Genomic DNA, 23,430 nt, shown 5'->3' with positions numbered 1-23,430 from the left:
ACGGTACGGTAAAGCTGATTCCGCCCTCGACAGACAAGGACCGGGCTTCGTGACCATCGCTGTGTCCGCTTCCATCGCGACCGACCATTTGATGCGTTTTCCGGGGAAATTCTCCGACGTCCTGCTTGCCGATCAGTTGCAGCACGTGTCGTTGAGCTTTCTGGTCGACGATCTGGTGATTCGCCGAGGCGGTGTCGGCGGCAACATCGCGTACGCGATGGGTCTGCTGAACGGTAACCCGCTGCTGCTCGGCGCGGTCGGCCCCGATTTCGGCGAGTACCGCGACTGGCTCGAGCGCCACGGCGTCGACTGCTCGGCGGTGCGGATCTCCGAGACCGCGCACACCGCCCGTTTCGTCTGCACCACCGATGAGACGATGGCCCAGATCGCATCATTCTATCCCGGTGCGATGAGCGAGGCCCGCGACATCTCGATCGCCGAGGTGGCCGAAAAACGTTCGCTGGACCTGGTTTTGGTGGGCGCCAACGATCCCGACGCGATGCTGCGTCACACCGAGGAGTGCCGCAAGCTCGGCATCCCGTTCGCCGCGGACCCCTCCCAGCAGCTGGCCCGCCTCGACGGCGATCAGGCGCTCGCCCTGATCGACGGCGCCACATACCTTTTCACCAACGAGTACGAGTGGGGCCTGCTGCTGCAGAAGACCGGCCTGTCCCCCGAGGAGATCGGCCGCCGGGTCGGCATTCGCGTCACCACCCTGGGCGCCAAGGGTGCGCTGATCGTCGACGCCGACGGTGTCGAGGTGAATGTCGAAGTGGTGCCGGAACTTTCGCAGGTCGACCCGACCGGCGTCGGCGACGCGTTCCGGGCCGGCTTCCTCACCGGGCACACCGCCGGCCTCAGCCTGCAGCGCTCGGCCCAGCTGGGTTCGCTGACCGCGGTGCTGGTCCTGGAGACCGTGGGAACCCAGGAGTGGTCGCTCGACCGCGACGACGCGCTGCGGCGGTTGCGCGGCGCGTACGGCCCGGAGGCCGCGGAGGAACTCGGCGCGCTGCTGAGCTGACGCCGCCCCGAAGAACCGAGCCGTTCGGCGGCCCGCAGCCGTGACGATTCACAACATTGCGTCCGGATGCGCGGAGTTCGCCGGCGAACAATAGGGTGTGCGTATGGGATCCGATCGTTTATATTTTCGTCAGCTGCTGGCGGGCCGGGACTGGGCCGTCGGCGACCCGATTGCCACTCAGATGCGCAATTTCTCGTATTTGATCGGCGATCGCGAGTCCGGCGAATGCGTGGTGGTGGATCCCGCGTACGCGGCGGGTGATCTCGTCGATATCGCCGAGGCGGACGGCCTGCGGCTGACGGGCGTGCTGGCCACCCATCACCACCCCGACCACGTCGGCGGCACGATGATGGGTTTCACCCTGCGCGGAGTGAAGGAACTGCTCGAACGGGTGCAGGTTCCGGTGCACGTGAACCACGAGGAACTGTCCTGGGTCGCCAACGTCACCGGCATCGCCCCGAGCGAGCTGACCGGCCACGACCACGGTGACACGCTCGCCGTCGGCGGCGTCGAGATCGAATTCCTGCACACCCCCGGCCATACGCCGGGCAGCCAGTGTTTCCTGTTCGAGGACCGGCTCGTCGCCGGTGACACGCTGTTCGTCGACGGCTGCGGCCGCACCGACTTCCCCGGCGGCGATTCCGACGCCATGTTCCGCAGCCTGCGCCACCTGGCCGAATTGTCCGGCGACCCGGTCGTCTACCCCGGCCACTGGTACTCCGAAGAACCCAGCGCGGCCCTGTCGTCGGTGCGCGAGAACAACTACGTGATGCGCCCGACCACCCTGGAGCAGTGGCATATGCTCATGCCCGGCTGAGCACCCGCCCTCGCCCTCCAAGCCCTTTCGCCTTGCGCGAGAGGGCTTTTCGCATGTCCGGCGCAGGTGCAGCACCCCGGCGGATTTTGCCGACGCAGCGTTGGTATCTTACCGACGCGCCGTCAGGAAGATGGTGCTGTCCCGCCGCCGGCGCCCGGCGGCAGCTGTGAGGAGTTGCCATGTTCCTGGCACTGCGCGAACTGTGGTACGCGCGAGTGAGATTCGGCCTGATGGGCGGGGTGGTCGCGCTCATCTCGATCCTGACCGTCATGCTGTCCGGGCTCTCGTCCGGACTGGTCGACGACGGCGTCTCCGGCCTGCGCGCCCTGCCCGTCGACGCCTTCGCCTTCGCGCACGGCACGAAGACCGACTCCGCGTTCACCCGCAGCACGATCGACACCGCTCAGGTCGCGGCGTGGCGATCCCAGCCGGGCGTCGCCGACGCCGCGCCCTTCGGCAATACGCTGGTCAACACCAAGACCGGTGGTGGGGTCGCGCTCGACTTCGCCCTGTTCGGCGTCGATCCGCAGTCGTTCCTGGCCCCGGCCCCGGCGCAGGGCGCACGGCTGGACCGGCCGGACGGCATCGTCGTGAGCGCCACCGCCCTCGACAAGGGGGCGCGACTCGGCGACACCGTCGTGATCGATCGGCTCGGCACCACATTGACGATCGTCGGTGTCACCGCGGGCAAGCAGACCTTCGGCCACGTCGATGTCGCCTATGTGCCGCTGCATACCTGGCAGCAGATCCACGCCGGGGTGAAACCGGGTGAGCAGGTGCGGGAGCAGGCCTACCGCGAGGCCAGTGCCGTGGCACTGCGTGCGCGGCCGGGTGCGACTGTCGACCTCGCCGCCGGCGACGCGGCGGCGGATACGACCGCCATGACGCGCACCGCCTCCTACGACGCCTCCCCCGGCTTCTCGGCGGAGATGGCGACCATGTCGCTGATCAAGGTGTTCCTCTACGCGATCTCCGCGCTGGTGGTCGGTGCGTTCTTCCTGGTGTGGACCATTCAGCGCGCGGGCGAACTGGCGGTGTTGCGGGCGATCGGCGCACCGACGCGGTTCCTGCTCGCCGACGGACTCACTCAGGCCGTGGTGGTGCTGGTCGGTGCGACCGCCGTCGGCGTGCTGATCGCCGTCGGCGGCAGCCGATTCATTCACGGCATGCCGTTCACCCTCGATCCCGCGGCCATCGCCACCGGCGCCGGCCTACTGGTGCTGCTCGGCGTGCTGGGCGCGGCCGCCGCCATCGTGCGAGTGACCGGAATCGATCCCCTCGCGGCCCTGGGAGCCCACCGATGAGCCTGTTCACCAGCCGCAAAACAGTTGCGCCACAAGGTAATACGCGCGACCTGGACGACGCGAAGACGGGCCTCGAACTCGACGGCGTCGCGCTCACCCTCGGCGACGGCGCCGATACGGTGACCGCGCTGGACGACGTTCACCTGTCGGTCACGCCGGGGGAATTCGTCGCGATCATCGGCCCCTCCGGTTCGGGCAAATCGAGTCTGCTCGCCGTGGCGGGCGGGCTCACCACGCCCGACGCGGGGCGGGTCCGCATCGGCGGCACCGATCTCACCGCCCTCGGCACCCGGGCCCGCACCCGATTCCGCCTGCGCCACATCGGTTTCGTCTTCCAGTCGGGCAATCTCCTGCCCGCGCTCACGGCCGCCGATCAATTGCGACTGGTCGCCCGGCTGACCGGTGCCCGGCGCGATCCGCGGGAATTGCTAGATGCGGTCGGGATGGGTGCGAAGGCGAATCGGCGTCCGGAGCAGCTGTCCGGCGGGGAACGCCAGCGCGTCGGCATCGCCCGCGCACTCATCGGCTCACCGCGAGTCCTGCTGGTCGACGAGCCCACCGCCGCCCTGGACCGCGCCCGCAGCGCGGAGGTGGTGGAACTGCTGGCCCGCGAAACCCGCGCGGCGGCGGTTGCCACCGTCATGGTCACCCACGATCACGACATCCTCGACCGCTGCGACCGCGTCCTGCACATGATCGACGGCCGCCTCGTGCCCGGCACCTGAGATCGCGCGACGCCCCGGCCGGCGCGGCGACAGGGTGTGATAGCACTGTCGCACAGGGTCGACCGGGGCCCGGCCGCGCGAGAAGGAGGTGACATGCCGAGGATTCAGGCGGCGACAGTCGCGGAACACCGGCAGGCGCAGCGGCGCGCCCTCCTCGACGCGGCCCGCGCGATTCTCTCCGAGCAGACCGGTGCGGCGCCGACTCTCGCGGAGGTCGCCGCCCGCGCCGGTCTGGCCCGGCCCAGCGTGTATCAGTATTTCGGCTCTCGCGACGACCTGTTCGAAGCGGTATTGGCCGACGCGCTTCCCCGCTGGAGCGAGCGGATCGCCGAACGTATGGCCGCGGCCGACGACCCCGGCGGCAGGGTCCTGGCGTATGCGATGGCCAACCTCGAACTGGTCGACGAGGGCGAACACGCGGTGGTCCAAGGACTTTCGACCCACATCGCCGCCGACGCCCTCGCCGCCCAGGGCCGCGCCATCCACGACGAACTCCGCACACCGCTGATCGACGCGCTGATCGAACTCGGCGCCCCCGATCCGGCCACGACCGCCGAACTGATCAACGCCGTCGTCCATACCGCCTCCCGCCTGGTGGAAAACCACACCCCCGTCGACACCGTGGCGGCGCGCGTCCGAGAGTTACTGAGTCCGTACCTCCGTCACGCGGCGGCCGGCCCGCACACACCCGACGTCGCTTAGATCGCCTCGGCCCGTCATCAGCGCGGTCTGCGCCTCCCTCGAATCGGCGACCCGGCTCCGACCGGCATGGAGGCGGTCGGGGTCGCTCGAGCCATGGGTGAGCGTCGGCGCCACCACGCTGCTCATCTGCTCTCGACTCTCCCTCTCGGCTCGGCCCGGGGGATCTCACTGCACGGGGTTGTCCGCGACCACTCGGAAGCCCAGATTTCCCGTCGAGGAGACCGGTTCGCTGCCCTGCCGCGCCGAGACGCGGTAGCGGCGGCAGTAGGACAGGTGGCACAGATACGAGCCGCCCCGCATCACCCGGTCGCGCCCGAGATCGGGTCCGGTGGGATTCGCCTCGGGACTGTGCCGGTAGTAGTCCGGCGAGAAGAAGTCCGAACACCACTCCCACACGTTTCCGGTGGTGTTGTAGAGCCCGAAACCGTTGGGCGCGTAGGCGTTCACGGGCATCGTGCCCAGATGCGCGCCGGGGGCCGTGCGGGGAAAGTCGCCGGTGAAGACGTTCATCTGCCGCTGCCCCTCCGGCTCGAAGTCCTCGCCCCAGGGAAACGGGCCGGTGGATCCGCCGCGCGCGGCGTACTCCCATTCGGCTTCGGTGGGCAACCGGGTACCCGACCACGTGCAGAAGGCTCGCGCGTCCTCCCAGGACACGTGGACCACGGGATGGTCGGCCAGGGTCCCGACATCGGAGTCCGGTCCGAACGGATGAGCCCAGTCCGCGCCCTCCACCTGCCGCCACCACGGGGCGTTCACCACCGCGCGGGTCGGCGGCATATCCGGCGGCAGCAGTCCGGCGAAGACGAACGACCAGCCGTATTTCTCGGCATCGGTGCGGTAGCCGGTGTCGGCGGCGAAGGCGGCGAAGTCGGCGTTGGTCACCGCGTACCGGCCGATGGCGAAGGGGGCGACCGTGACCGGGTGGCACGGCCCCTCGCCGTCACCGGGATACGCCCACCGGCTCTCGTCCCCCATGGTGAAGGTGCCGCCGGGGACCGGAACCACTGCGGGGCCGAACTCCCGGCCGTGTTCTCCCCCGGCCGGGCGACCGGTGACGCCGATGTCCTGGGTCGAATCAGCGCTCTTTCCCGCCGAGGGTGCGCAGCAGGCGTGGTGGGTGCCGGAGTCGGTGCGATGTGGCATGACGTCCTCTCCCTCACTATCCGAAACGTCAACGCAGGCAGCGGTAGCCGATCGTTCGCTGACTCGACGGTACAGCGCCGTTCACCCCGTCGGAGGCAGTATTCGGCAACTGTTCGGACGGCTCCGGCAGAGGGACATCGAATTCACCCTCGGTGGGTGAGGCACACAGCAGCGAACGTCTCGCGCATACGGCACGGCAACTGCTCCCAGATAACCGGCCGGTCGCACGGCCGCTTGACGCCGGTTCCGGCGCGCGACGGCGGCACATGCCGTAAGGGGCCCGGCGCCCAGCCCGTTCTCTCACCTCACGCCAGGGTGCGCAACCAGCCGTGGTTGTCGGCGAACGTGCCGCGCTGAATTCCGGTCAGCGTGTCGCGCAGCGCCATGGTGACCTCGCCGGGCTCCCCGCCGCCGATCTCGAATTCACCCTCGGCGGACTGCACCCAGCCGACCGGGGTGATGACCGCGGCGGTGCCGCACGCGAAAACCTCGGTGATCTCACCGGATTCGGCACCCGTACGCCATTCCTCGACCGACACTTTGCGTTCCTCGACCGGATAACCGGAGTCGGCGGCCAGGGTCAGCAGACTGTCGCGGGTGATACCCGGCAGCAGCGACCCCGACAGTTCCGGGGTGACCAACCGGGCCTCGGAACCGGAACCGTAGACGAAGAACAGGTTGTTGGTGCCCATCTCCTCGACGTACTTGCGCTCGCAGGCGTCGAGCCACACGACCTGGTCGCAGCCCTTGTCGGTGGCCTGCTGCTGGGCCAGCAGCGAGGACGCGTAGTTGCCGGCGACCTTGGCCTCGCCGGTACCGCCGGGCGCGGCACGCACGTATTCGGTGGACAGCCACACCCGCACGGGCTTCACGCCACGGGGAAAGTACGCTCCGGCGGGCGAACCCAGCAGCAGGTACTTGTAGCCGGACGCGGGCTTCACGCCCAGCCCCGCCTCGGTGGCGAACATGAACGGCCGCAGATACAGCGACTCCTCGCCACCGGCGGCCGGCACCCAGTCCGCGTCGACCTCGAGCAGCTGGCGCACCGATTCGATGAACAGCTCCTCCGGCAGCTCCGCCATCGCCAGCCGCCGCGCCGACCGCTGGAACCGCGCCGCGTTGGCGTCGATGCGGAAGGTGGCGATACTGCCGTCGGCCTGCCGATACGCCTTGAGCCCCTCGAAGATGGCCTGACCGTAGTGGAACACCATCGTCGCCGGATCCATCGACAGCGGCCCGTACGGCTCGACCCGCGCGTTCGTCCACTGCCCGTCGAGGTAGTCGATCGACACCATGTGGTCGGTGAAGTAGCGACCGAACCCGGGCGCCGCCAGAATCTCCGTGCGCCGATCCGCCGGAACCGGGGCGGGATGCGGGGTACGAGTGAACTGTGCGGCGACTGTCATGACCTCGATACTAGAACTGCGGCCCTCGGCGCCGATGCTCGGACCTGCGTCGGGACCCACCGGGCAGCGGCCAGGGAACCGGACAATCGCGGCGTAATGCCCGATTGACGGCGTCCGATACGAGCCGTTCGCTCCACCCCGGCAAGCCCGCGTGCCGCCGTCGTGCAGCGCACATACCGGTTACCGGACACTTCACTCCGGAAATCTCATGATTTCCGTCACGTGCGCGGGGTCCGCGACCCCCGTTCAGGAGGTGTGCGGTGTGACGAACGGCGGGCGGACCACCTCGGCGCGCAGGCGACGCCCGCGCACATCGACGGTGACCTCGTCGCCCGGTTCCAGTCCGGCGTCGGTATTCAGCAAGGCCAGCGCGATGCCCACCTTGAGACTCGGCGAGAAGGTGCCCGAGGTGGTCTCGCCGACCGTCTCCTCTCCGCGCAGCACCGTCTGCCCCTGCCGCAGCACGCCGCGATCGAGAGCTTTGAGCCCCAACAGGATTCGCCGTGGGCCCGCCGACTTCTCCTGCGTCAGTGCCGCTTTGCCCCAGAACTCCGGCTTCTTCCAGCCGACCGCCCAGCCGGCGCGGGCCTGCACCGGCGAAATCTCCGGCGACAGCTCGTGGCCGTGCAGCGGATAGCCCATCTCGGTGCGCAGGGTGTCGCGCGCACCCAGTCCGGCAGGCTGCCCGCCCGCCGCCTCGACCTGCGCGGTCAGCGCGCGGAAAACCGCCTCGGCATCGGCCCAGCGCGGCAGCAGTTCATAGCCGAGTTCACCGGTGTATCCGGTCCGGCAGACGCGCACCGACCGGCCGTCCCACTCGGCATCGGCGAACGCCATGTACTCCATATCGGTCGGAAGCCCCAGCGCGGCAAGCACTTCCGCCGACTTCGGGCCCTGCACCGCGAAGACCGCGTACTCGCGGTGCTCATCGGTGATCGTGATGCCCTCCGGCGCCGCCTTACGCAGCTGCGCCACCACCGCGGCCGTGTTGGCCGCATTCGGCACCAGGAAGATCTCGTCGTCGGAGACGTAGTAGGCGATCAGATCGTCGATCACCCCGCCCTGCTCGGTGCAGCACAGCGTGTACTGCGCCTTCCCGGGACCGACGCGGCCGAGATCGTTGGTCAGCGCCGCGTTCACGAACGCCGCCGCTCCCGCGCCGCGCACGGTCGCCTTACCGAGGTGGCTCACATCGAAAACACCGACGGTGGTCCGCACGGCGGTGTGCTCGGCGACGGTGCCCGCGTACTGCACCGGCATCTCCCACCCCCCGAACGGGGCGAAGGTCGCGCCCAGCTCCACGTGGACGGCGTGGATGGGGCCCTGCTGCAGCGTCTCGTCGGTCACCCGGCGAGCTTATCGAGCGCCGCGGGCCGATGGTTCACGGCCGGTCCGCCGTGTCGGTGCGCACCGGAGGCGACGGCCCGCTTACGCCGGTTCGTCCCGACGCTCCCCGTCAGGCTCGCCCGCATCCAGTAATGCGTCGCCGTGGATCTCGATCCATTCGCCGAGCGCGCGCATCGGCCCCTCGACGAGGCTGCGCCCGAGCGGTGTCAGCGCGTATTCGACCCGGGGCGGAGCCTGTGCGTAGCGCTGACGCTCGATCAGGCCGCGGCCGAGCAGCCGGCGCAACGCCTCGGTGAGCGCCTTGTCGCTGATTCCGCCGATCTCGGCGCGCAATTCGCTGCGCCGGCGCGCCCCGCCGAGCAGCCCGACCAGCACCACCGGATCCCAGGTATGCGCGAAAAGGTCTGTGGCCGCGCGCAATCGGCAGTCGGCGACCAGTTCGCCCGCATGCTCGTCGTAACCGCTCATCCCGTGATGATCACCCATCCGTCGCGCACCGATCGGTGCGTATCGGCTCCCCTACCGTAGCGCCGGATCGACAAGTCGAAGGAGCACACGATGCGTATGCGAATCACGATTCTCGGCACCGGCACCTTGGCCGAGGCGTTGGGCCGCCGATGGGCGCACACCGGTCACGAGATCACGGTGGTCGGTCGCTCGGTGGAGAAAGCCCGGCAGCTCGCGCAGCGGCTGGGTGCGGGCGCGCGGGCGATGCCGTTGGCGGAGATTGCGACGGTTCCAGCGGACGGAAACTTCGGAACGCACGCCGAAGCGGCGGATACAGCGCCAGCCGCGGGCGACGCAGGCACGGCGGGCACGGCGGGCGCAGCGGGATGGTCAGCAGCTGCAACCGATTCGCGGTCGGCAGTCGGCGCAGACTCGCACTCGGCAGCCGCCTCGGATTCACGGCCGGTGACCGACGCCGGCTCGCACTCGGCAGCAGGCGCCGGATCGGAGGCAAACCTCGGCACAGCAGCGTGGGCGGGCGCCGAAGCGGTGCTGCTGGCGGTGGCCTATACCGGCGTGGAGGAGGTTTTGCGCGCGGTCGGCGCTCCCGGCGGTGCGCTGTCCGGACTCACCCTCATCGACGCGACCAATGCGATCGACCACGGAGTGGGCGTGCTGCGCGTGCCGCCGGGGACCTCGCACGCGCAGCGCGTGGCGGACCTCGCGCCGGGCGCGCGGGTGGTCAAGGCGTTCCATCTGTTCCCGAGCGAACAATGGGCCGCAGCCCCATCCGCCGATACCGGAACGACCGACCTGCCGCCGTCGGTCACGATCTGCGGCGACGACGCGGCCGCGCTGCGCACCACCGAACAGCTGGTCCGCGACGTCGGCGCCGAACCGGTGGTGCTGGGTGGTCTGGATCGCGCACGTCAACTGGAGGAGGCCGCCGGTTTCGTCATCTCGCTCGCCTTCGCCGGCGTGGATCCCAGCCGGGCGGTGCCGGCCATGCCGACCTCGTAGTCGCGTGCGCCGCGGAGCTTGCGCGGGTACCGGCGTCACGGCGCCGGATTCGCGCACCGGGATGAGCCCCGCGCGTCACCATCACCCACCACCCCGACGTCCGGGCGCAGCCTGGCGCTGCAGAAGTCCTATGCGGGGCGGCCGGTCATACGGCGCGCACGAAGTTCCAGGCGGCGGACTGCGCAGCGCGCGCGACGATTAGGCGGCCGACCGCGCGGCGCGCACGAAGGCCGAGGCAGCCGGCCGGGCGCACATCCGGCCCGCTCGCTCGTCATCGCAGCGAGAGAAACCTCGCAGCCAACCCGCGGCGTTGGTGAGATCGGAGCAACCGCCTTTCTACACAGGGCAATCCGTCGGCGACACACAACTAACGGAGGTGAAACACGCCGCTGATTTCCTGTTTTCATGCGAATCTCGTCACTTTTCTCGAAATCGTCCGCAGCCCCGCCCGCGCCCGCTCCGTCGATCTACGAGCAGATCGGCGGGCACGAGGCATTGGAAACCGTCGTCGAGGACTTCTACGTCCGAGTCCTCGCCGACGAGGAACTCGCCGGCTTCTTCACCGGCACGAATATGTCGCGGTTGAAGGGGCGCCAGGTGGAATTCTTCGCCGCCGCCCTCGGGGGTCCCGAGCCGTATACCGGCGCCCCGATGAAGCAGGTGCACCAGGGCCGGGGCATCACCATGCACCACTTCACCCTCGTGGCGGCCCACCTCACCGACGCCCTGGTGGCCGCCGGGGTTCAGGAGCCGACCCTCGGCGAAATCATCGGCGCCATCGCGCCTTTGGCACCGGAGATCGCCTCGGACGCACCCGTGTCGTGAGCAGCACTCGGGGGTTGCCGGCGAGAGAGCCCCACCTCCCTGCACAGGCAACCCGCTTCCCCGGGGCCGCGACTATGGACGAGACCTTGCCGCGCGGGTGAACTCGCCGGATCGGCCGCCGCCGCGCCTGCCCGCGCACAGGATCGGCGGCGGCCGAGCGACACATGGACCGGGCCGGTCTCCGGCAATCGATCCGTAGCCGACCGGGGAAACACACGCCGGCGACCATTCATCCGATCTCGACGGAGTCGTCGCCGGACGGGGAGACGATCCGGAACAGCAGCGCGGCCGCCTCGAACAACGCCCAGGAGCGTGCGTCGATCTCGGCCTCCCGCGCGGCGAGTGCGCCCGACACGTCACCACCTCGAAAGGTTCGCAGGGCGGACAGCAGCTCGCGCAGTGCCGGAATGCGATATCCGGCGAGCCGGAGCTGATGCGCGATCCGCGCATCGCGCACATCCTCCGGCGCGTACAGCCGCGCACCGCGCGCACCGGCCCGGCCGGGCACGACCACCCCTTCCGCATCCCAGTGCCGCAGTGTCGACGGCCGCACACCGAGCGCGCCCGCCAGTTCCGACACCGTCATCGAGTCGGCGGGCTCCGCATCCCCGATCGGTTCCTCCGCGATCGCTTCGGCCGCTCGCTGCGCCAGCCGCAGTTCCCGGCGTTGCGCATCGAGGCGGGCGTGCGCGGCATCCATCAGTACGGGCAACCGCTGCCCGGAATGTGCCTCGCGCAGAACAACTCTCGCCTCGGCCGGCCCGACGGCCGCCGCCACCAGCCGATACGCGCGAGCCGACAGCACATGCACCTCACGGTATGTGCGATACCCGGACGGACCACGCTCGGCCGCGGGCAATACACCGTCCCGTTCGAGGTTGCGCACCTGCTGAACGGAACAGCCGGCTCGCCGCGCCACATCCACGGTCCGTAGAACAGCGGTTTTGCGACTTGCCACTAGCCGAGCTGCCCTTCTCGTAGATGAAGTCTCCACAAGCACATGAATGAAACGCTAGAGCCATGGAGATCAACGAGATCATCGAATTCGTCGAAAAGCTCGGCGGCGTGCTGACGCTGACCCCCCGGCCGGGCGACGGCACCCCCGACATCAGCTGGGGCGACACCTTCTTCTACTACGCCCCCGACGGCGTAGTACCCCGCACCCAGCCCTTCGCCACCATCGTCACCAAGAACTACCCGGACGACGAATCATCTTGCCTGGACCGCCCGAACACCTTCCGCCTCAACATCTTCGCGGGCACAGAGGCATTCACCGAGCTCACCGGCCACACCCCGCGCGACCACGCCGCGTACCCGGCCGACCCGAGCATCTCCGACACCCTGTTCCCTCACCCCGTCTACGGCGCCCAGGGCTGGCTCGCCGTAGTGAACCCGGGCTTGCAGACCGCCACCACGGTCACCGACCTCCTCCAGCGCGCCCACCACATCGCCCGCACCCGATACGAACGCCGAGAATCACACGCAGACAACTGATGTCGCCATCGGCGCGGCGCCGGATTCGATAACCTCGGCCGATGACCGGCCCGAAAAAGCTCGCCGAATCCCGATCACTCGCGTTGGCTCGCCCGTTCCTCGGTAAGGCGGTCGCCCTCACCTTCGACCGCCCGTACGGAAGCACCCACCCGACCTGCGGGTTCCGGTATACGACGAACTACGGGTTCGTCCCGGGCACGCTCGCGCCCGACGGTAAGGAACTCGACGCCTACTTCCTGGGGCCGACGGTCCCACTCTCCACTGCGACGGGAACCTGCATCGCGATCGTCCACCGGCTCTTCGACGACGACGACAAGCTGGTCGTAATCCCCAGCGACAGCGAGGTTCTCGACGACGACGCGATCGCTGCCGCCGTCGAGTTCCAGGAGGAGGTCGGCTGCTACGTCATCGTCCGGCCGTGACCTACTTCCCCAACCACGCCAGCGCGGCCACGACCAGTGCTTCGGTCCCGGTCCGCAACGTGGGCTCGATGACGGGGGCGAAGGACGGCGAGTGGTTGAACGGGATGTCCTGGGCTATCCGTCCCGCCTTCGCCGCTGCCTGGAACGTCTCCGGGTCGATGCCGCCCACTCCCCAATAGGTGTACGGCACGCCGAGGGCGTTCGGGATATCGCTGAAATCCTCACTGGCACTTTGCCGTGGCAGTTCCACGGCGCGGTCGCCGAAGTGGGTGGTGAACGCGGCCGCGACTCGGCGGGTGGTATCGGCGTCGTTGTCGGTCACCGGGAATCGGTCGAACAGTTCGAATTCCGGGTCCTTCGGGGAGTTCGAGGCCTGGCATTCGGCGGTGACGATCCGGCGGATCGCGTCGAGGATCGTGGTGCGGGTCGATTCGCTGTAGGTGCGCACATTCAGTTGCAGCACAGCATGATCGGAGATGACATTGCTCTTGGTTCCGGCGGTGATGCTGCCGACGGTCAGCACCGCGGTCTCGGTCGGCGCCACCTCGCGCGAGACCACCATCTGCAGCCGCAGCACGATCATCGACGCCAGCACCACCGGATCGACGGTCGCCTGCGGCATCGACCCGTGCCCGCCGCGCCCGTAGACGGTGATCCGCATACTGTCGGCGGCCGCCAGCATCGGCCCGCTGCCGGTTCCGACGATGCCGGCAGGTGCGGGCAGGACATGCTGGCCCAGCGCGACATCGACCTTCGGCGCCAGCTCGGCCAGACCGTCCTCGACCATCCCGCGCGCCCCGTCGCCGACCTCCTCGGCGGGCTGGAACAGTGCGACGAGCGTGCCCTGCCAGTGATCGGTGTGTTCGGCGAACAGTTGCGCCGCGCCGAGCAGGCAGGTCACGTGCACGTCGTGGCCGCAGGCATGCATCACCGGCACCTCGTGACCGCCGGCGTCGGTGGCGGAAACCGAACTGGCATAGGGCAATCCGGTCGCCTCCCGCACCGGCAGGGCGTCGATATCGGCGCGAAGCAGAACTCCGGAGCCGTCCCCGTTCCGCAGGATCCCGACCACCCCGGTCCCGCCGACACCCTCGTGCACCTCGTACCCCCACGACCGTAACTTTTCGGCTATCAGTCCGGCGGTGCGGTGCTCCTGATGCGACAGTTCCGGATTGGCGTGCAGGTCGCGGTAGAACTCGTCCTGCCACCCACCGATTCCGTCCAGCCCGGCCAGTACCGCCGCTTCCTGCGCAGTCGAGGCCATTACCTCTCCTTTCGCCGTCCGTAACGCAACCGCTCCGGCCAACTCATCTGCTCGGGCAACATCCATCCCCGCCACCGCGCCAGCAGGCACAACCCCGCTCCGACCACGGTCGCCGCGATCGACCCCGCCGTCACATGCCCGGAATACCAGATGATCACCAGTGTCGCACTAGCCAGCAGCGCACACGTGGCATACAGCGTGTTACCCCCGAAAATCGTCGGCACCCGCCCCACGGCGATATCGCGAACCACTCCGCCACCGACCGCCGTCGTCGTCCCCAGCAAGACCGCCGGCAACCACCCGAGCCCGACTTCGAGTGTCTTCTGCGCACCGACCGCCGCCCAGCAGCCCAGCGCCAGCGCGTCCACCCAGGGAAACAGCCGATCCCACAACCGGCCCTCGAAGCGGAACGCGAAGGCGATCAGCGCGCCGAACAAAGCGGTCAGCAGGTAGGTGTAGTCGACCAGCGCCACCGGCGTCCCCCGCTGCAGCAGCGTGTCGCGGATGATGCCGCCGCCCAGCCCCGACGCGGTGGCCAGGACGGCGAATCCGATCGGGTCGAACCGGAACGTGCGCGCCACCGCCCCGCCGAGCATCGCGTTGGCGAACACACCGGTCAGATCCAGCGCGCGCAGCAATTCGGGGACGGTATCCGACACTGCCGCCATCGACCCCGTTCCTTCCGCGATATCCGCCGCATCCGCTATCGGCACGGTACCCGCCGGTCAGCGAATCGCCCGGGAACCGGCGGGTCATCGCCCGACCGGCCTCGGCACCCTGACGCGAAAACAACGTGAATCCTTTCCCGTCCGCGACCGCTCTCATATCCGTGCGGGCAAGGGGCCCGCGGAATCGAAGGAGTCGACATGGTTGTCGCCGTCATCGCCGCGGTGGTCGCGGCCGTACTACTGTGCAGCTGCATGCTGGTCCTGCGACGGAGGCGTAACCGTGGCTGAGTGCACGCGATCGGCGTGGCCCGAGGAACATCTGGTCGCGGCGGCCCGCGACGGCGACGAGTCCGCCATCGCCGCGTTGGTTTCCGGTTCCTATCCCCACGTTCAGCGCTTCGCTCATTCCTTGTGCGCGACCAGTCAGGACGCCGAGGACGCCGCGCAGGAGGCGATGCTGGTCCTGTTCCGCAAGATCGGCACGCTGCGGGCGGCGGGCGCGCTGGCCTCGTGGATGTTCCGCATCGTGCGCAACGAGTGCTTGCGGCGGATACGCACCGTCGCGCACCGGGAACCGGACGCGGAGATCGCGGCGGCGTCGGCGGAGGACGATGTGCTGGCCCGGCTGGACATCGAGCGGGTCGCCGGCGCGATCGCCGCCCTGCCCGCCGATCAGCGTCGGGTCCTCATCATGCGTGATGTGCAGGGCCTGCCTGGCAGCATGGTCGCCCGCACGCTCGGATTGAGCACGGCGGCGATGAAATCCAGGCTGCACCGAGCGCGCGCGGCAGTTCGCGTCGAACTCGGGATGCCGGATCGGGGGGTGCGGCCATGACGAACGGTGCCGGACAACAGAAGACGTTCGCCAGCCGCTCGGTCCCCGTTCACCTGGCACGCGGGTTGCTCGGGTTCGGCCTGATCGCTGGATCGATCGCGCTGCTCCCCGCCGCGGGGCCGGCCGTCCTGCTCCTGCTGCCGGCCGGTGTGGTCGCGCTGCGCGGCTGCCCCACCTGCTGGCTGATCGGCCTGGCGCAGACGGTGTCGCGCGGCAGAATCGAACGACAGTGCACGCAAGGACAGTGCCGGGTGCGCGTGTAACCGCTACACACCCTTCCCCATCTCTGGCCGGTCTCGCCGGATTGACAGCCGTCGGCACGCGGATTCAAGATCGACCGACAGCTGTGGCAGTACTCGCCGAGGGGCCGCAAAAGTTGTTGTGCCCCTTGGCGAATCTTTCGAGTATGGGTTTCGGTGAATGGTTGAGGTAGTAGCAGCGCGGCCGGAAACCACCGGCCCGCAGCGGGAGAACCCGCGGCAGCGACGCGGGCGATCATGGTGGGGCGCGGCGGCCGCGGTGACGAGCGGCGTGCTGTTACTGGTGTGGCAGGCGGCGCAGTACGGCATCTGGCTGGTCGACGACGCCGGAATCACGTTCGCCTACGCACGCAGCGTCGCCGACGGTGCGGGGCCGGTCCTGCAACCCGGGGCGCAACCGGTGGAAGGATTCTCCGATCCCACCTGGCTCGCGGTGCTGGTGCTCGGCAAATGGTGCGGCCTGTTCGACTCCGGCTCCCTGTTCGGCATTCCCGATTTCGTCTTCTACCCCAAGGCGATCGCGGCACTGTGCTGCGCCGGGATCCTGCTCTGCTGCTACGTCGCCGCGCGACGGGTGTCGCGATGGCCCGCGGTGGTGACCTTCGTCACCGGTGCGGTGCTCGCCGCGATTCCATCGTTCGTGATCTGGTGTTTCTCCGGCCTGGAGAACTCGCTGTTCGCCTTGGCGGCCTGTGCTCTCGGCGTCCGCCTGTTCCTCGGGGTGCTGGACGAGCGATTGTGGACACCCACCGTGGCCGTAACCGCCGGTGCGATAGCGGCATTCGCGGCGTTGACCCGACCCGACGGCCTGATCTACCTCGCCGCGTACCCGCTGGTTTCGGTGATCCTCGTTCGTCGTGCCACCTGGCCCGTCGCCGTGCGTCACGTGGTGTATTCCGTTGTGGCGTTCGCGATTCCGTTCGGGGCGTATCTGGTGTGGCGGATCACCGAGTTCGGCCGTCTCGTCGCGAATACGGCGGTCGCCAAGAATCAGGCGATGCCGACCGTGCACGACCTGACCAGGGCCGGCGATCTGGTGCAGTATGCGGGCGCGCCCGCCGTGGTCGCGGCCGTCGGCGTGGTCGGATTCGCCCTGGCAGGCCCGGGCAGAATTCGTCACGGCCTGGTCGCCCTGCTGGTTCCGCTGACGCTGGCGATAACGGGCTACTGTGTGCTGCAACCGGATTGGATGGGGCAGTTCCGGTTCGCCACTCCGGTGTGGGCGCTCGCCGCGCTGGTCGTCGTGCTCTCGGCGACGGAGGTGCTGGCCCGGCTGCGCGCCCGGGGAAGGGCGCTGGTCGCGCTGACGCTGGTCGCCGCCATGATCCCCTCCGGGGTGGCCCTGGCGGATGCCGCGCAATCCTATCGGGCCGACTCGGATATCCCGTTGTGCTGGATAGCGTTTCGCTTCGGGCGCTACTTCAACGGCTACGCCGACATTCTCGACCTGCAGCAGGGCACACTGCTGGCGCCCGACATGGGCGGAAGCGCACTGACCTCCCGGCTCCGGCTGATCGATATGGCCGGGCTCGCCGACGCGCGGATCGCGGACATCTACGCGGGCAAGGCCGACATCGGCCTGTCCGACTACGTCTTCGAGGACCTGAAGCCCACGTTCGTCCACACCCACGGCGTCTGGATGCGGAACGGACTCACCGTCGATCCGCGCATGGACCGCGACTACTACCGGATCCAGCAGTCGCAGAACATCGCCAGCCCGGACGAGGACTGGGTCCGCAAGGATGTGGTGCGCGGCGACAGACAACTCGCGCAACTGCGCCGGTACTCGAGCGAGGTCCTGCCGCATCTGTTGTCCGACTACCAGAAGACCGGTGACTGCGGGACGGTGCTGCGACCGGGTCAGACGGTGGAGCGCAGCCGGGAGGGGAACGCTTCCTAGCGGGAGGGACGCCGTTTCCGGCCCCGAATCCGGCAAACCGTTACGGTTGTCCTGTGACCGGCACGTGGACCGCACTCAACCCGACGAGTGGATCCTCCCTGCTGGCCAACTTCGGCGCACTGGCCGTCCTGGTCGGGACCTTCGCCGAATCCGGGTTGCTGGTCGTGGGCTTCTTCCTTCCGGGCGACACCCTGATCTTCCCCGCCGGCATCCTGTGCGCCGGCGGGTCCCATTCCGGACCCCATCTCATCCTGTGGCAGGTATTGCTCTGCGCCGCACTAGGTTCGATCGCCGGCGCCCAGGTCGGGTACACAGTCGGCAAGCACGGCGGCCGCGCCGTTCTCCAGCGCACGTCGAACTCCCGCCTGCACACCGTCGTGGCCCGCGGCGAACACTGGCTCGACCGGTACGGTGCGCGCCGGGCGATCGTGATCGGCCGATTCGTGCCGATGGTCCGGACGGTCATCAGCCCGGTCGCCGGTGTGCTCGACGTGCCCACCCGCACGTTCACGCTGTGGCAGATCGTCGGCGCGATCGTGTGGTCGCAGAGTCTGGTCCTGCTGGGTTATTGGCTGGGGGCGTCGGTGCCGAATGTCGACAAATATCTGCTGCCGGCGGTCGCGGTCATCGTCGTGGTGTCGATGCTGCCGCTGCTGGGGCAGCTGCGTAAACGCGCATGAGGTCACTCCGGCGTATTCCCCCGTCGCGGGCGCGGCCCGATCTGATCGAGCAGATCGTTGACCTCGTCGCCGAAACCGTTGCCGACCGGCTTCGGCGTCTTGTTGGGGAACCGGCGTGTCACATGTTCCTCGGCCGCGGATCCCGGTAGCACATAGACGGTTTCGGATTTGTTCTGCAACGGACGCACCACCTCGTCGAGATGCGTTTTCCGGTCGTCGATGAAGGCGCCGATCACATCTTCACCGGCCGGGCATACGGCCATGCAGTAGCCGGCCTTGTAGTTGGGTTTGAACGACAGGCTCTGCCACATCGAGAACGACTCACCCCTGGTCACGCGCTCGCGGTAGTCGTCGCGGTCGGCGCTGTCGGCGACGTTTTCGGCCCAGTCGGTGAACCCGCCCATGAACTCGCGATAGTTGTGGGTGTAGCAGGCTTGGAAATCGAAACCGCCGTCGTTGGTGATCGCGCCGACCGGGCACGCGGAGACGCACAACTTGCATTCCAGGCACGGGCTGAAGTCCAGTGCCGTGCTCGGCTCGTCGACGACCGCGTCGGTCACCACCGTGCCGAGCAGAATGAAGTTGCCGAACTTCGGGTGAATCACGTTGCGGTGAATGCCCATGACGCCCAGGCCCGCAGCCTCGGCCACCACCTTGTGCGCGAGCACCCATATCCGTCCCGGGAACTGTTCGACCTCCATCGGATAGCCGGGCGCCGGGTAGACCGCGCGATAGCCTGCCTCCTCGAGGGCCCGGGTGATGCGCCGCGACACCACGTTCGTCTCGTCGTCGGCATGGTTGAACTCGGCATTGGCGAGGCTGCGCATCGGACTGCGCAGATTGTCGCGGTTCATCCGGATACAGAAGGCCACGAAAGTGCGGGCCGAGGGCAGGATGCCGCGCGCGTGCTCGCGCTCCTGCGCGACCTTCGGATCCTCGACGGAGACGAAGCCCACGTCGTCGGCACCGGCGGCGAGGCAGATCTCGCGCAGCCGCGCGGCGGTCAGCACCGGATCGGGTGCCCTTCGGCCTTGGGCGGCAAGGTTTTTCACGGTCGGATGCTCCGCGTAGCGCCCTGCCTCGGTCGGCTCCCGGTCAGTTGACGACATCGCGCCCTCCTATCTCCACGAGGCGTATGGCCTCGAAGAGATAGACGAATCCGGTCGCCGGAATTCATCGCCGATATCCGCATCGGCGGCAGACGTTACCGAAACGCAACCGGAATCGAGACCGCGAAGACCGCTGCCCAGCAATGGCTTTCGAATCTCAGCCGAATTGGCGCCGGACCGCGGCGACGAGCCACTGTTCGTAGCGTTCCATACTCCATCCGCCCTGCAGGACGAGCTGCTGGTGACTTTCGGGCGACCAGAGGAAGGACAGCTCGTCGGCCGCGGTCTCGGGATCGGTGCCGTCTCGGGCTATTCCGCGTTCGAGCAACATGCCGATCACGTTGCGGTAGTCCTGTTTGCGGCGCGTCAGCAGTCCGGCCAGCGCCTCGGCGACGGCGGTGTCGGCGTTCGCGGCGCTGAGGAACTCCGTCCACAGCACGCTGGTGCGGGCGTTGGCCGCGGCGACGAAGCCGGCGGCCGCCCGCAGGAAACCCTCCTGGTCGGCGATGGCGTTGACCTCGGCCGCGGCATCGCTGTCCGATACCGGCGCCTCCCCCTCCTCGCCCGCGAATGCCTGCTCGAAGGCGCCCAGCAGGAGATTGCGTTTGGGGCCGTTGGCCTTCACGGTCTCGGTCGACACTCCGGCGCGCGACCCGATATCGGACAGCGACGTGCCGCTGTAGCCGCGCTCCACGAAGCAGGCGGCCGCGGCCTCGAGCACTCGGCGGCGGGTGGCCGCGGCCTGTTCGCTGCGCAGGGCGGATCGATAGGTCCGGGTTGCGGTCTTGTCGCTCATCTCAATTCCTAATTGACTACCCCGGCGAGGTAGTGAATACTTTATCGGTGTCACCAATCTTACTTCGCTTCACATTCGGGAAGACCTGCCCATGACCTCCGTTCTCCTGACCGCCACACCCGTGCGCAGCCATGTCACGCCTCTGCTGTCCGTCGCGGAGGCACTCATCGCCGCGGGTGACCGCGTACGGTTCCTCACCGGCACCCGCTTCCGCGACGACGTCCTCGCCGCCGGCGCCGAATTCCTGCCCCTTCCGCCCGAGGCCGACTACGACGATCGCGATATCGACGCGGCCTTTCCGGGCCGTCGCGGACTGTCGGGCCCCGCCGGGATTCGCTACGACATGATCGAGATCTTCCTCCGCCCGGTGCCCGCCCAGCTGCGAGCTGTCCGCGAGGCCATCGCCGCCGAGCCCACGGATGCCGTTCTCGCCGAGTCGATGTTCGCCGCCGCCGCGGTGTTCAGCGGTATTCCGCGCGCGCAGCGGCCACTGCTGGTGAATCTGGGCATCCTGCCGCTCGCGCTGAAGCATCCGGACGTCGCGCCGTTCGGTCTCGGGATCGCACCGATGCGCGGACCGCTGGGGCGCCTGCGCAACGCGGTCCTCACCCTCGGCGCGGAGAAGGGCGTATTCGCTCCCGTCCAGCGCTTCGCGAACGAGATCGCGCGCGCCGAGACCGGTCGCGCACTGCCGCGATTCTTCCTCGACTGGCCGGCCGGAGCCGACCACATCGTGCAGTTCACCGTCCCCGAATTCGAATACGCGCGCCGCGGCCTGCCCGACACCGTCCATTTCGTCGGGCCGGTGGCCCGGTCGCGGCCGTCGGCGATCCCGGTGCCCGAGTGGTGGGACGATCTCGCCGGCCGCCGCGTCGTGCACGTGACACAGGGCACGGTCGCCACCGGCGAATGGAATCTGATCGAACCCACGGTGCGCGCACTCGCCCACGACGACGTCGTCGTCGTGGTCAGCACCGGCGGACGACCGGTTGCCACACTGCCGAACGACCTGCCCGCCAATGTGCGCGTCGCCGAATTCCTTCCCTACGACCGGTTGCTGCCGCAGACCGACGTCTTCGTCACCAACGGAGGCTACGGCGGGGTGCACTACGCGCTCGAACACGGCGTGCCGATCGTGGTCGCGGGCCGCACCGAGGACAAGACGGAGGTCAGTGCGCGGGTGGCCTGGTCCGGAGTCGGCATCGATCTGCGCACCGACACTCCCACGCCGGACAAGGTCGCCGCCGCGGTCCGCACCGCGCTGACCGACGAGCGGTATCGGTTGCGCGCCAAGGAGATCGGCGAATCGATCCGTCGGTCGCCAGGTCCCGAGGCCGTGCACGGCATCATCGCCGACGCGGTGCGGTCCGCCGGCCGGCCGCGGGCATAGAGCTCTGTCCGGCGATCAGGTCGGGGTGGCGGCGTTCGAGTTCACGGGCTCCAACGACGGCGCGGACCTGGTTGCCAGTCGTTGAGAGGCCGGTGTAGTCGGCCTCCGAAGTTGGATCCGGTTGCTCGAGACCCAGGCGTCCGGCGCATCGCGAGGCACCGCATCTCTCACCTCGTCTCGCAAGTCCAATTCTTCTCAACCACATCATCTTTCGCTTCATCCGCCCTGCACCCTCCGCAGGCCGGACGGTCCGTCGCACCCGCTTCGGACCGCAACCGCCAACCCTGCCAGGAGAAATCATGACCCTCCCGCACGAAGCCCTCCGCCGCGCGAACGTCAGACCCGGCGTGGTCGATCGAAACGCTGAGTTACCGAATGTCTTTCGCAACCTCGACGACCTCGCATCCGCACTGTGCGGCGCCCTCGTCCGCCCCACGGATGCCGAGTGGGATCAGGCCCGCGCCGCATGGCAATTGCTGGCCGATCAACGACCGATCGCCGTGGTGACGGCGGCTACCACCGACGATGTGGCACTCACCGTGCGCGCCGCCACCACCCTCGGACTGCGCGTCGCACCGCAATCCACCGGCCACAATGCCACCCCGCTGGGCGACCTCGCACGGACGATCCTGCTGCGCACCGGCGCATTGGATCGCGTCGAGATCGACGCCGACGCACGCATCGCACATGTCGGCGCCGGCGCCCGCTGCGCCGATCTCACGGCTGCCGCGGCATCCGCGGGCCTCGCACCGATCGGCGGTTTCTCCGCGGACGTCGGCGTGGTCGGCCTCATGCTGGGCGGCGGCCTCGGTTGGTTCGCGCGCTCCCACGGACCCGCCCGAGCCTCGGTTCTCGAACTCGAACTCGTGACCGGCGACGGCGTGATCCGCCGCGTCCGTGCCGGCGACGACCTGTTCGATTCGGCCCTCGCCGGCGCCGATATCGCCGTGATCACCGCGCTCACACTGCGGCTGCACGCCATCGATGACGTGGTCGCCGGCGCCTTGTTCTGGCCGGTCGAATCGACCCGCGACATCTTCCACGCCTGGACGGCATGGACCGCGACGATGCCCGAGACCGTGACCTCCGTGGTACGAGTACTGCGCTTCCCCGATGCGCCCGACGCCCCACCGATGTTCGCCGGACGGGCCTTCGCGATCATCGAGGCCGTCATACAAGCCGACACGGCGACGGCACACGATCTGCTCGCGCCGCTGCGTGAATTATCGCCTCTTGTCGACACATTCGATGTCGTCGCACCGTCGACGCTCGCCGGCCTGCATATGGATCCGCCGGTTCCGGTCCCGGCGCTCGGGTGCAGCGCGCTGCTCCGGACGCTGCCCGCAGAGGTGGTCGACGCGATCGTCACCGCGGTGACCGACGGTCCCGCCGATACACTCACCTCGGTCGAACTGCGCCACCTCGGCGGCGCCCTCGACCGCAGCGAAGCGAGCCCTGTCCGCGGATCCGCGGCGCTGTTGTTCGCCGTCGCCGTAGCTCCCCACCCAGCCGCGGCCGAAGCGGCCGCAACCGGATTCCAGGCGCTGACGGCTGCCGTCGCCACCGTCCGATCGGATCGTGACATCAGCAGCTTCACCGAGAGCGCAACGGCGCCGGAGCGCTTGTTCGGCTCCGACCTGCCGCGATGGGTAGCCGCGAAGGACCGCTGGGACGCCACGGATGTCATTCACGCGAATCATTCCGTGCGAAACCGTCTCGGAGACTGAATATTTCCCGTTGAATTGAATAGCCGACTCCTCGGCTGCCGGAGGGGTGCAGCCGGGGAATTGGGCGGCGGCTGCGGATGCCGGTTCGGCCGGCGGCGACGCGACAGCGCGCCCGGCACCGTCCGCTG

Annotated in this window: 24 protein-coding genes; 15 read left to right on the top strand and 9 right to left on the bottom strand. The window is 68.8% G+C overall.

The features are described 5' to 3' along the window. Window positions 1-49: 49 nt before the first annotated feature. The 5 genes from NK1_RS09505 to NK1_RS09485 all read left to right on the top strand — a co-directional run bounded on the left by NK1_RS09505 (window position 50) and on the right by NK1_RS09485 (window position 4,569). Window positions 50-1,021 carry a carbohydrate kinase family protein gene (locus NK1_RS09505; RefSeq protein ID WP_063008180.1) on the top strand — a complete coding sequence of 324 codons (972 nt, stop codon included), beginning with the start codon at window positions 50-52 and terminating at the stop codon, window positions 1,019-1,021. A 103-nt stretch (window positions 1,022-1,124) separates the two neighbouring features. Further along, window positions 1,125-1,838, top strand: coding sequence for an MBL fold metallo-hydrolase (locus NK1_RS09500; RefSeq protein WP_030514790.1), 714 nt, complete (start codon window positions 1,125-1,127; stop codon window positions 1,836-1,838). Window positions 1,839-2,017: 179 nt separating this feature from the next. Continuing rightward, complete coding sequence (locus NK1_RS09495; protein ID WP_063008179.1) at window positions 2,018-3,142, top strand: ABC transporter permease; 1,125 nt, start codon at window positions 2,018-2,020, stop codon at window positions 3,140-3,142. Further along, window positions 3,139-3,867 (top strand): ABC transporter ATP-binding protein, encoded by a 729-nt coding sequence (locus NK1_RS09490; RefSeq protein ID WP_063008178.1) that lies wholly within the window; start codon window positions 3,139-3,141, stop codon window positions 3,865-3,867. Before NK1_RS09495 ends, NK1_RS09490 begins: the two co-directional genes overlap by 4 nt. A gap of 93 nt (window positions 3,868-3,960) precedes the next feature. After that, window positions 3,961-4,569, top strand: coding sequence for a TetR/AcrR family transcriptional regulator (locus NK1_RS09485; RefSeq protein ID WP_063008177.1), 609 nt, complete (start codon window positions 3,961-3,963; stop codon window positions 4,567-4,569). Window positions 4,570-4,734: 165 nt separating this feature from the next. On the opposite strand, the gene NK1_RS09480 is transcribed toward NK1_RS09485, so the two are convergent. The 4 genes from NK1_RS09480 to NK1_RS09465 form a co-directional block, all read right to left on the bottom strand. Further along, a complete protein-coding gene (locus NK1_RS09480; protein ID WP_084460728.1) occupies window positions 4,735-5,712 on the bottom strand; it encodes a formylglycine-generating enzyme family protein in 978 nt (325 codons plus the stop codon). Between the two features lie 305 nt (window positions 5,713-6,017). Continuing rightward, window positions 6,018-7,118 (bottom strand): branched-chain amino acid aminotransferase, encoded by a 1,101-nt coding sequence (locus tag NK1_RS09475; RefSeq protein ID WP_063008176.1) that lies wholly within the window; start codon window positions 7,116-7,118, stop codon window positions 6,018-6,020. Between the two features lie 246 nt (window positions 7,119-7,364). Continuing rightward, on the bottom strand, window positions 7,365-8,465 hold the full coding sequence (gene gcvT, locus NK1_RS09470) for a glycine cleavage system aminomethyltransferase GcvT (protein WP_063008175.1): 1,101 nt from the start codon (window positions 8,463-8,465) through the stop codon (window positions 7,365-7,367). A gap of 81 nt (window positions 8,466-8,546) precedes the next feature. Next, entirely contained in the window at window positions 8,547-8,933 is a 387-nt protein-coding gene (locus NK1_RS09465; protein WP_218023094.1) for a winged helix-turn-helix transcriptional regulator, read from the bottom strand. Window positions 8,934-9,023: 90 nt separating this feature from the next. Between NK1_RS09465 and NK1_RS35360 the strand changes: the two genes are divergently transcribed. Further along, window positions 9,024-9,932, top strand: coding sequence for an NADPH-dependent F420 reductase (locus NK1_RS35360; RefSeq protein ID WP_084460727.1), 909 nt, complete (start codon window positions 9,024-9,026; stop codon window positions 9,930-9,932). Between the two features lie 405 nt (window positions 9,933-10,337). After that, entirely contained in the window at window positions 10,338-10,757 is a 420-nt protein-coding gene (locus NK1_RS09455; RefSeq protein ID WP_063008172.1) for a group I truncated hemoglobin, read from the top strand. Between the two features lie 229 nt (window positions 10,758-10,986). Here NK1_RS09455 and NK1_RS09450 read toward each other — a convergent pair whose 3' ends face one another. Further along, window positions 10,987-11,676 carry a MerR family transcriptional regulator gene (locus NK1_RS09450; RefSeq protein WP_281189145.1) on the bottom strand — a complete coding sequence of 230 codons (690 nt, stop codon included), beginning with the start codon at window positions 11,674-11,676 and terminating at the stop codon, window positions 10,987-10,989. A gap of 101 nt (window positions 11,677-11,777) precedes the next feature. Here NK1_RS09450 and NK1_RS09445 point away from each other — a divergent pair, with 101 nt between their 5' ends. Both NK1_RS09445 and NK1_RS09440 read left to right on the top strand, forming a co-directional pair. Further along, window positions 11,778-12,251: a DUF6194 family protein gene (locus NK1_RS09445; RefSeq protein WP_063008170.1), complete on the top strand. Its 474-nt coding sequence runs from the start codon at window positions 11,778-11,780 to the stop codon at window positions 12,249-12,251. 41 nt (window positions 12,252-12,292) lie between these two features. Next, window positions 12,293-12,673: an inorganic diphosphatase gene (locus NK1_RS09440; RefSeq protein ID WP_063008169.1), complete on the top strand. Its 381-nt coding sequence runs from the start codon at window positions 12,293-12,295 to the stop codon at window positions 12,671-12,673. A 1-nt stretch (window position 12,674) separates the two neighbouring features. On the opposite strand, the gene NK1_RS09435 is transcribed toward NK1_RS09440, so the two are convergent. Further along, a complete protein-coding gene (locus NK1_RS09435) occupies window positions 12,675-13,937 on the bottom strand; it encodes an amidohydrolase (protein WP_063008168.1) in 1,263 nt (420 codons plus the stop codon). Then, a complete protein-coding gene (locus NK1_RS09430; RefSeq protein WP_063008230.1) occupies window positions 13,937-14,605 on the bottom strand; it encodes a trimeric intracellular cation channel family protein in 669 nt (222 codons plus the stop codon). Before NK1_RS09430 ends, NK1_RS09435 begins: the two co-directional genes overlap by 1 nt. A gap of 280 nt (window positions 14,606-14,885) precedes the next feature. Between NK1_RS09430 and NK1_RS09425 the strand changes: the two genes are divergently transcribed. The 4 genes from NK1_RS09425 to NK1_RS09410 all read left to right on the top strand — a co-directional run bounded on the left by NK1_RS09425 (window position 14,886) and on the right by NK1_RS09410 (window position 18,280). Further along, window positions 14,886-15,440: an RNA polymerase sigma factor gene (locus NK1_RS09425; RefSeq protein ID WP_063008167.1), complete on the top strand. Its 555-nt coding sequence runs from the start codon at window positions 14,886-14,888 to the stop codon at window positions 15,438-15,440. Continuing rightward, window positions 15,437-15,703 (top strand): hypothetical protein, encoded by a 267-nt coding sequence (locus NK1_RS09420; protein WP_063008166.1) that lies wholly within the window; start codon window positions 15,437-15,439, stop codon window positions 15,701-15,703. Before NK1_RS09425 ends, NK1_RS09420 begins: the two co-directional genes overlap by 4 nt. Before the next feature lie 157 nt (window positions 15,704-15,860). Further along, window positions 15,861-17,600, top strand: coding sequence for a hypothetical protein (locus NK1_RS09415; RefSeq protein WP_245660410.1), 1,740 nt, complete (start codon window positions 15,861-15,863; stop codon window positions 17,598-17,600). A gap of 53 nt (window positions 17,601-17,653) precedes the next feature. Then, the gene (locus NK1_RS09410) at window positions 17,654-18,280 is read left to right on the top strand and encodes a DedA family protein (protein WP_063008164.1); all 627 of its coding nucleotides are present in this window, start codon (window positions 17,654-17,656) and stop codon (window positions 18,278-18,280) included. Between the two features lie 2 nt (window positions 18,281-18,282). Here NK1_RS09410 and NK1_RS09405 read toward each other — a convergent pair whose 3' ends face one another. Beyond that, window positions 18,283-19,389 carry a 4Fe-4S binding protein gene (locus NK1_RS09405; protein WP_084460726.1) on the bottom strand — a complete coding sequence of 369 codons (1,107 nt, stop codon included), beginning with the start codon at window positions 19,387-19,389 and terminating at the stop codon, window positions 18,283-18,285. 157 nt (window positions 19,390-19,546) lie between these two features. Further along, on the bottom strand, window positions 19,547-20,185 hold the full coding sequence (locus NK1_RS09400; RefSeq protein ID WP_063008163.1) for a TetR/AcrR family transcriptional regulator: 639 nt from the start codon (window positions 20,183-20,185) through the stop codon (window positions 19,547-19,549). Window positions 20,186-20,276: 91 nt separating this feature from the next. Here NK1_RS09400 and NK1_RS09395 point away from each other — a divergent pair, with 91 nt between their 5' ends. Both NK1_RS09395 and NK1_RS09390 read left to right on the top strand, forming a co-directional pair. Beyond that, window positions 20,277-21,575, top strand: a complete 1,299-nt coding sequence (locus tag NK1_RS09395; protein WP_063008162.1) for a glycosyltransferase — start codon at window positions 20,277-20,279, stop codon at window positions 21,573-21,575. Between the two features lie 299 nt (window positions 21,576-21,874). Continuing rightward, window positions 21,875-23,302 carry an FAD-binding oxidoreductase gene (locus NK1_RS09390; protein WP_063008161.1) on the top strand — a complete coding sequence of 476 codons (1,428 nt, stop codon included), beginning with the start codon at window positions 21,875-21,877 and terminating at the stop codon, window positions 23,300-23,302. Window positions 23,303-23,430: the final 128 nt, after the last annotated feature.

It is taken from the genome of Nocardia kruczakiae NBRC 101016, assembly GCF_001612965.1.
Taxonomy (GTDB): domain Bacteria; phylum Actinomycetota; class Actinomycetes; order Mycobacteriales; family Mycobacteriaceae; genus Nocardia; species Nocardia kruczakiae.
Note: the sequence above shows the minus strand (reverse complement) of the source record. Positions and strands in the feature narration are given on the sequence as shown.

What these genes read in the sequence shown, in the direction of transcription:
- NK1_RS09500 (WP_030514790.1), top strand. Translation starts at nt 1,125, where the DNA reads ATGGGATCCGATCGTTTATATTTTCGTCAGCTGCTGGCGGGCCGGGAC.
- NK1_RS09495 (WP_063008179.1), top strand. Translation starts at nt 2,018, where the DNA reads ATGTTCCTGGCACTGCGCGAACTGTGGTACGCGCGAGTGAGATTCGGC.
- NK1_RS09490 (WP_063008178.1), top strand. Translation starts at nt 3,139, where the DNA reads ATGAGCCTGTTCACCAGCCGCAAAACAGTTGCGCCACAAGGTAATACG.
- NK1_RS09485 (WP_063008177.1), top strand. Translation starts at nt 3,961, where the DNA reads ATGCCGAGGATTCAGGCGGCGACAGTCGCGGAACACCGGCAGGCGCAG.
- NK1_RS09480 (WP_084460728.1), bottom strand. Translation starts at nt 5,712, where the DNA reads ATGCCACATCGCACCGACTCCGGCACCCACCACGCCTGCTGCGCACCC.
- NK1_RS09475 (WP_063008176.1), bottom strand. Translation starts at nt 7,118, where the DNA reads ATGACAGTCGCCGCACAGTTCACTCGTACCCCGCATCCCGCCCCGGTT.
- NK1_RS09465 (WP_218023094.1), bottom strand. Translation starts at nt 8,933, where the DNA reads ATGAGCGGTTACGACGAGCATGCGGGCGAACTGGTCGCCGACTGCCGA.
- NK1_RS35360 (WP_084460727.1), top strand. Translation starts at nt 9,024, where the DNA reads ATGCGTATGCGAATCACGATTCTCGGCACCGGCACCTTGGCCGAGGCG.
- NK1_RS09455 (WP_063008172.1), top strand. Translation starts at nt 10,338, where the DNA reads ATGCGAATCTCGTCACTTTTCTCGAAATCGTCCGCAGCCCCGCCCGCG.
- NK1_RS09445 (WP_063008170.1), top strand. Translation starts at nt 11,778, where the DNA reads ATGGAGATCAACGAGATCATCGAATTCGTCGAAAAGCTCGGCGGCGTG.
- NK1_RS09440 (WP_063008169.1), top strand. Translation starts at nt 12,293, where the DNA reads ATGACCGGCCCGAAAAAGCTCGCCGAATCCCGATCACTCGCGTTGGCT.
- NK1_RS09435 (WP_063008168.1), bottom strand. Translation starts at nt 13,937, where the DNA reads ATGGCCTCGACTGCGCAGGAAGCGGCGGTACTGGCCGGGCTGGACGGA.
- NK1_RS09430 (WP_063008230.1), bottom strand. Translation starts at nt 14,605, where the DNA reads ATGGCGGCAGTGTCGGATACCGTCCCCGAATTGCTGCGCGCGCTGGAT.
- NK1_RS09420 (WP_063008166.1), top strand. Translation starts at nt 15,437, where the DNA reads ATGACGAACGGTGCCGGACAACAGAAGACGTTCGCCAGCCGCTCGGTC.
- NK1_RS09415 (WP_245660410.1), top strand. Translation starts at nt 15,861, where the DNA reads ATGGTTGAGGTAGTAGCAGCGCGGCCGGAAACCACCGGCCCGCAGCGG.
- NK1_RS09405 (WP_084460726.1), bottom strand. Translation starts at nt 19,389, where the DNA reads ATGTCGTCAACTGACCGGGAGCCGACCGAGGCAGGGCGCTACGCGGAG.
- NK1_RS09400 (WP_063008163.1), bottom strand. Translation starts at nt 20,185, where the DNA reads ATGAGCGACAAGACCGCAACCCGGACCTATCGATCCGCCCTGCGCAGC.
- NK1_RS09395 (WP_063008162.1), top strand. Translation starts at nt 20,277, where the DNA reads ATGACCTCCGTTCTCCTGACCGCCACACCCGTGCGCAGCCATGTCACG.
- NK1_RS09390 (WP_063008161.1), top strand. Translation starts at nt 21,875, where the DNA reads ATGACCCTCCCGCACGAAGCCCTCCGCCGCGCGAACGTCAGACCCGGC.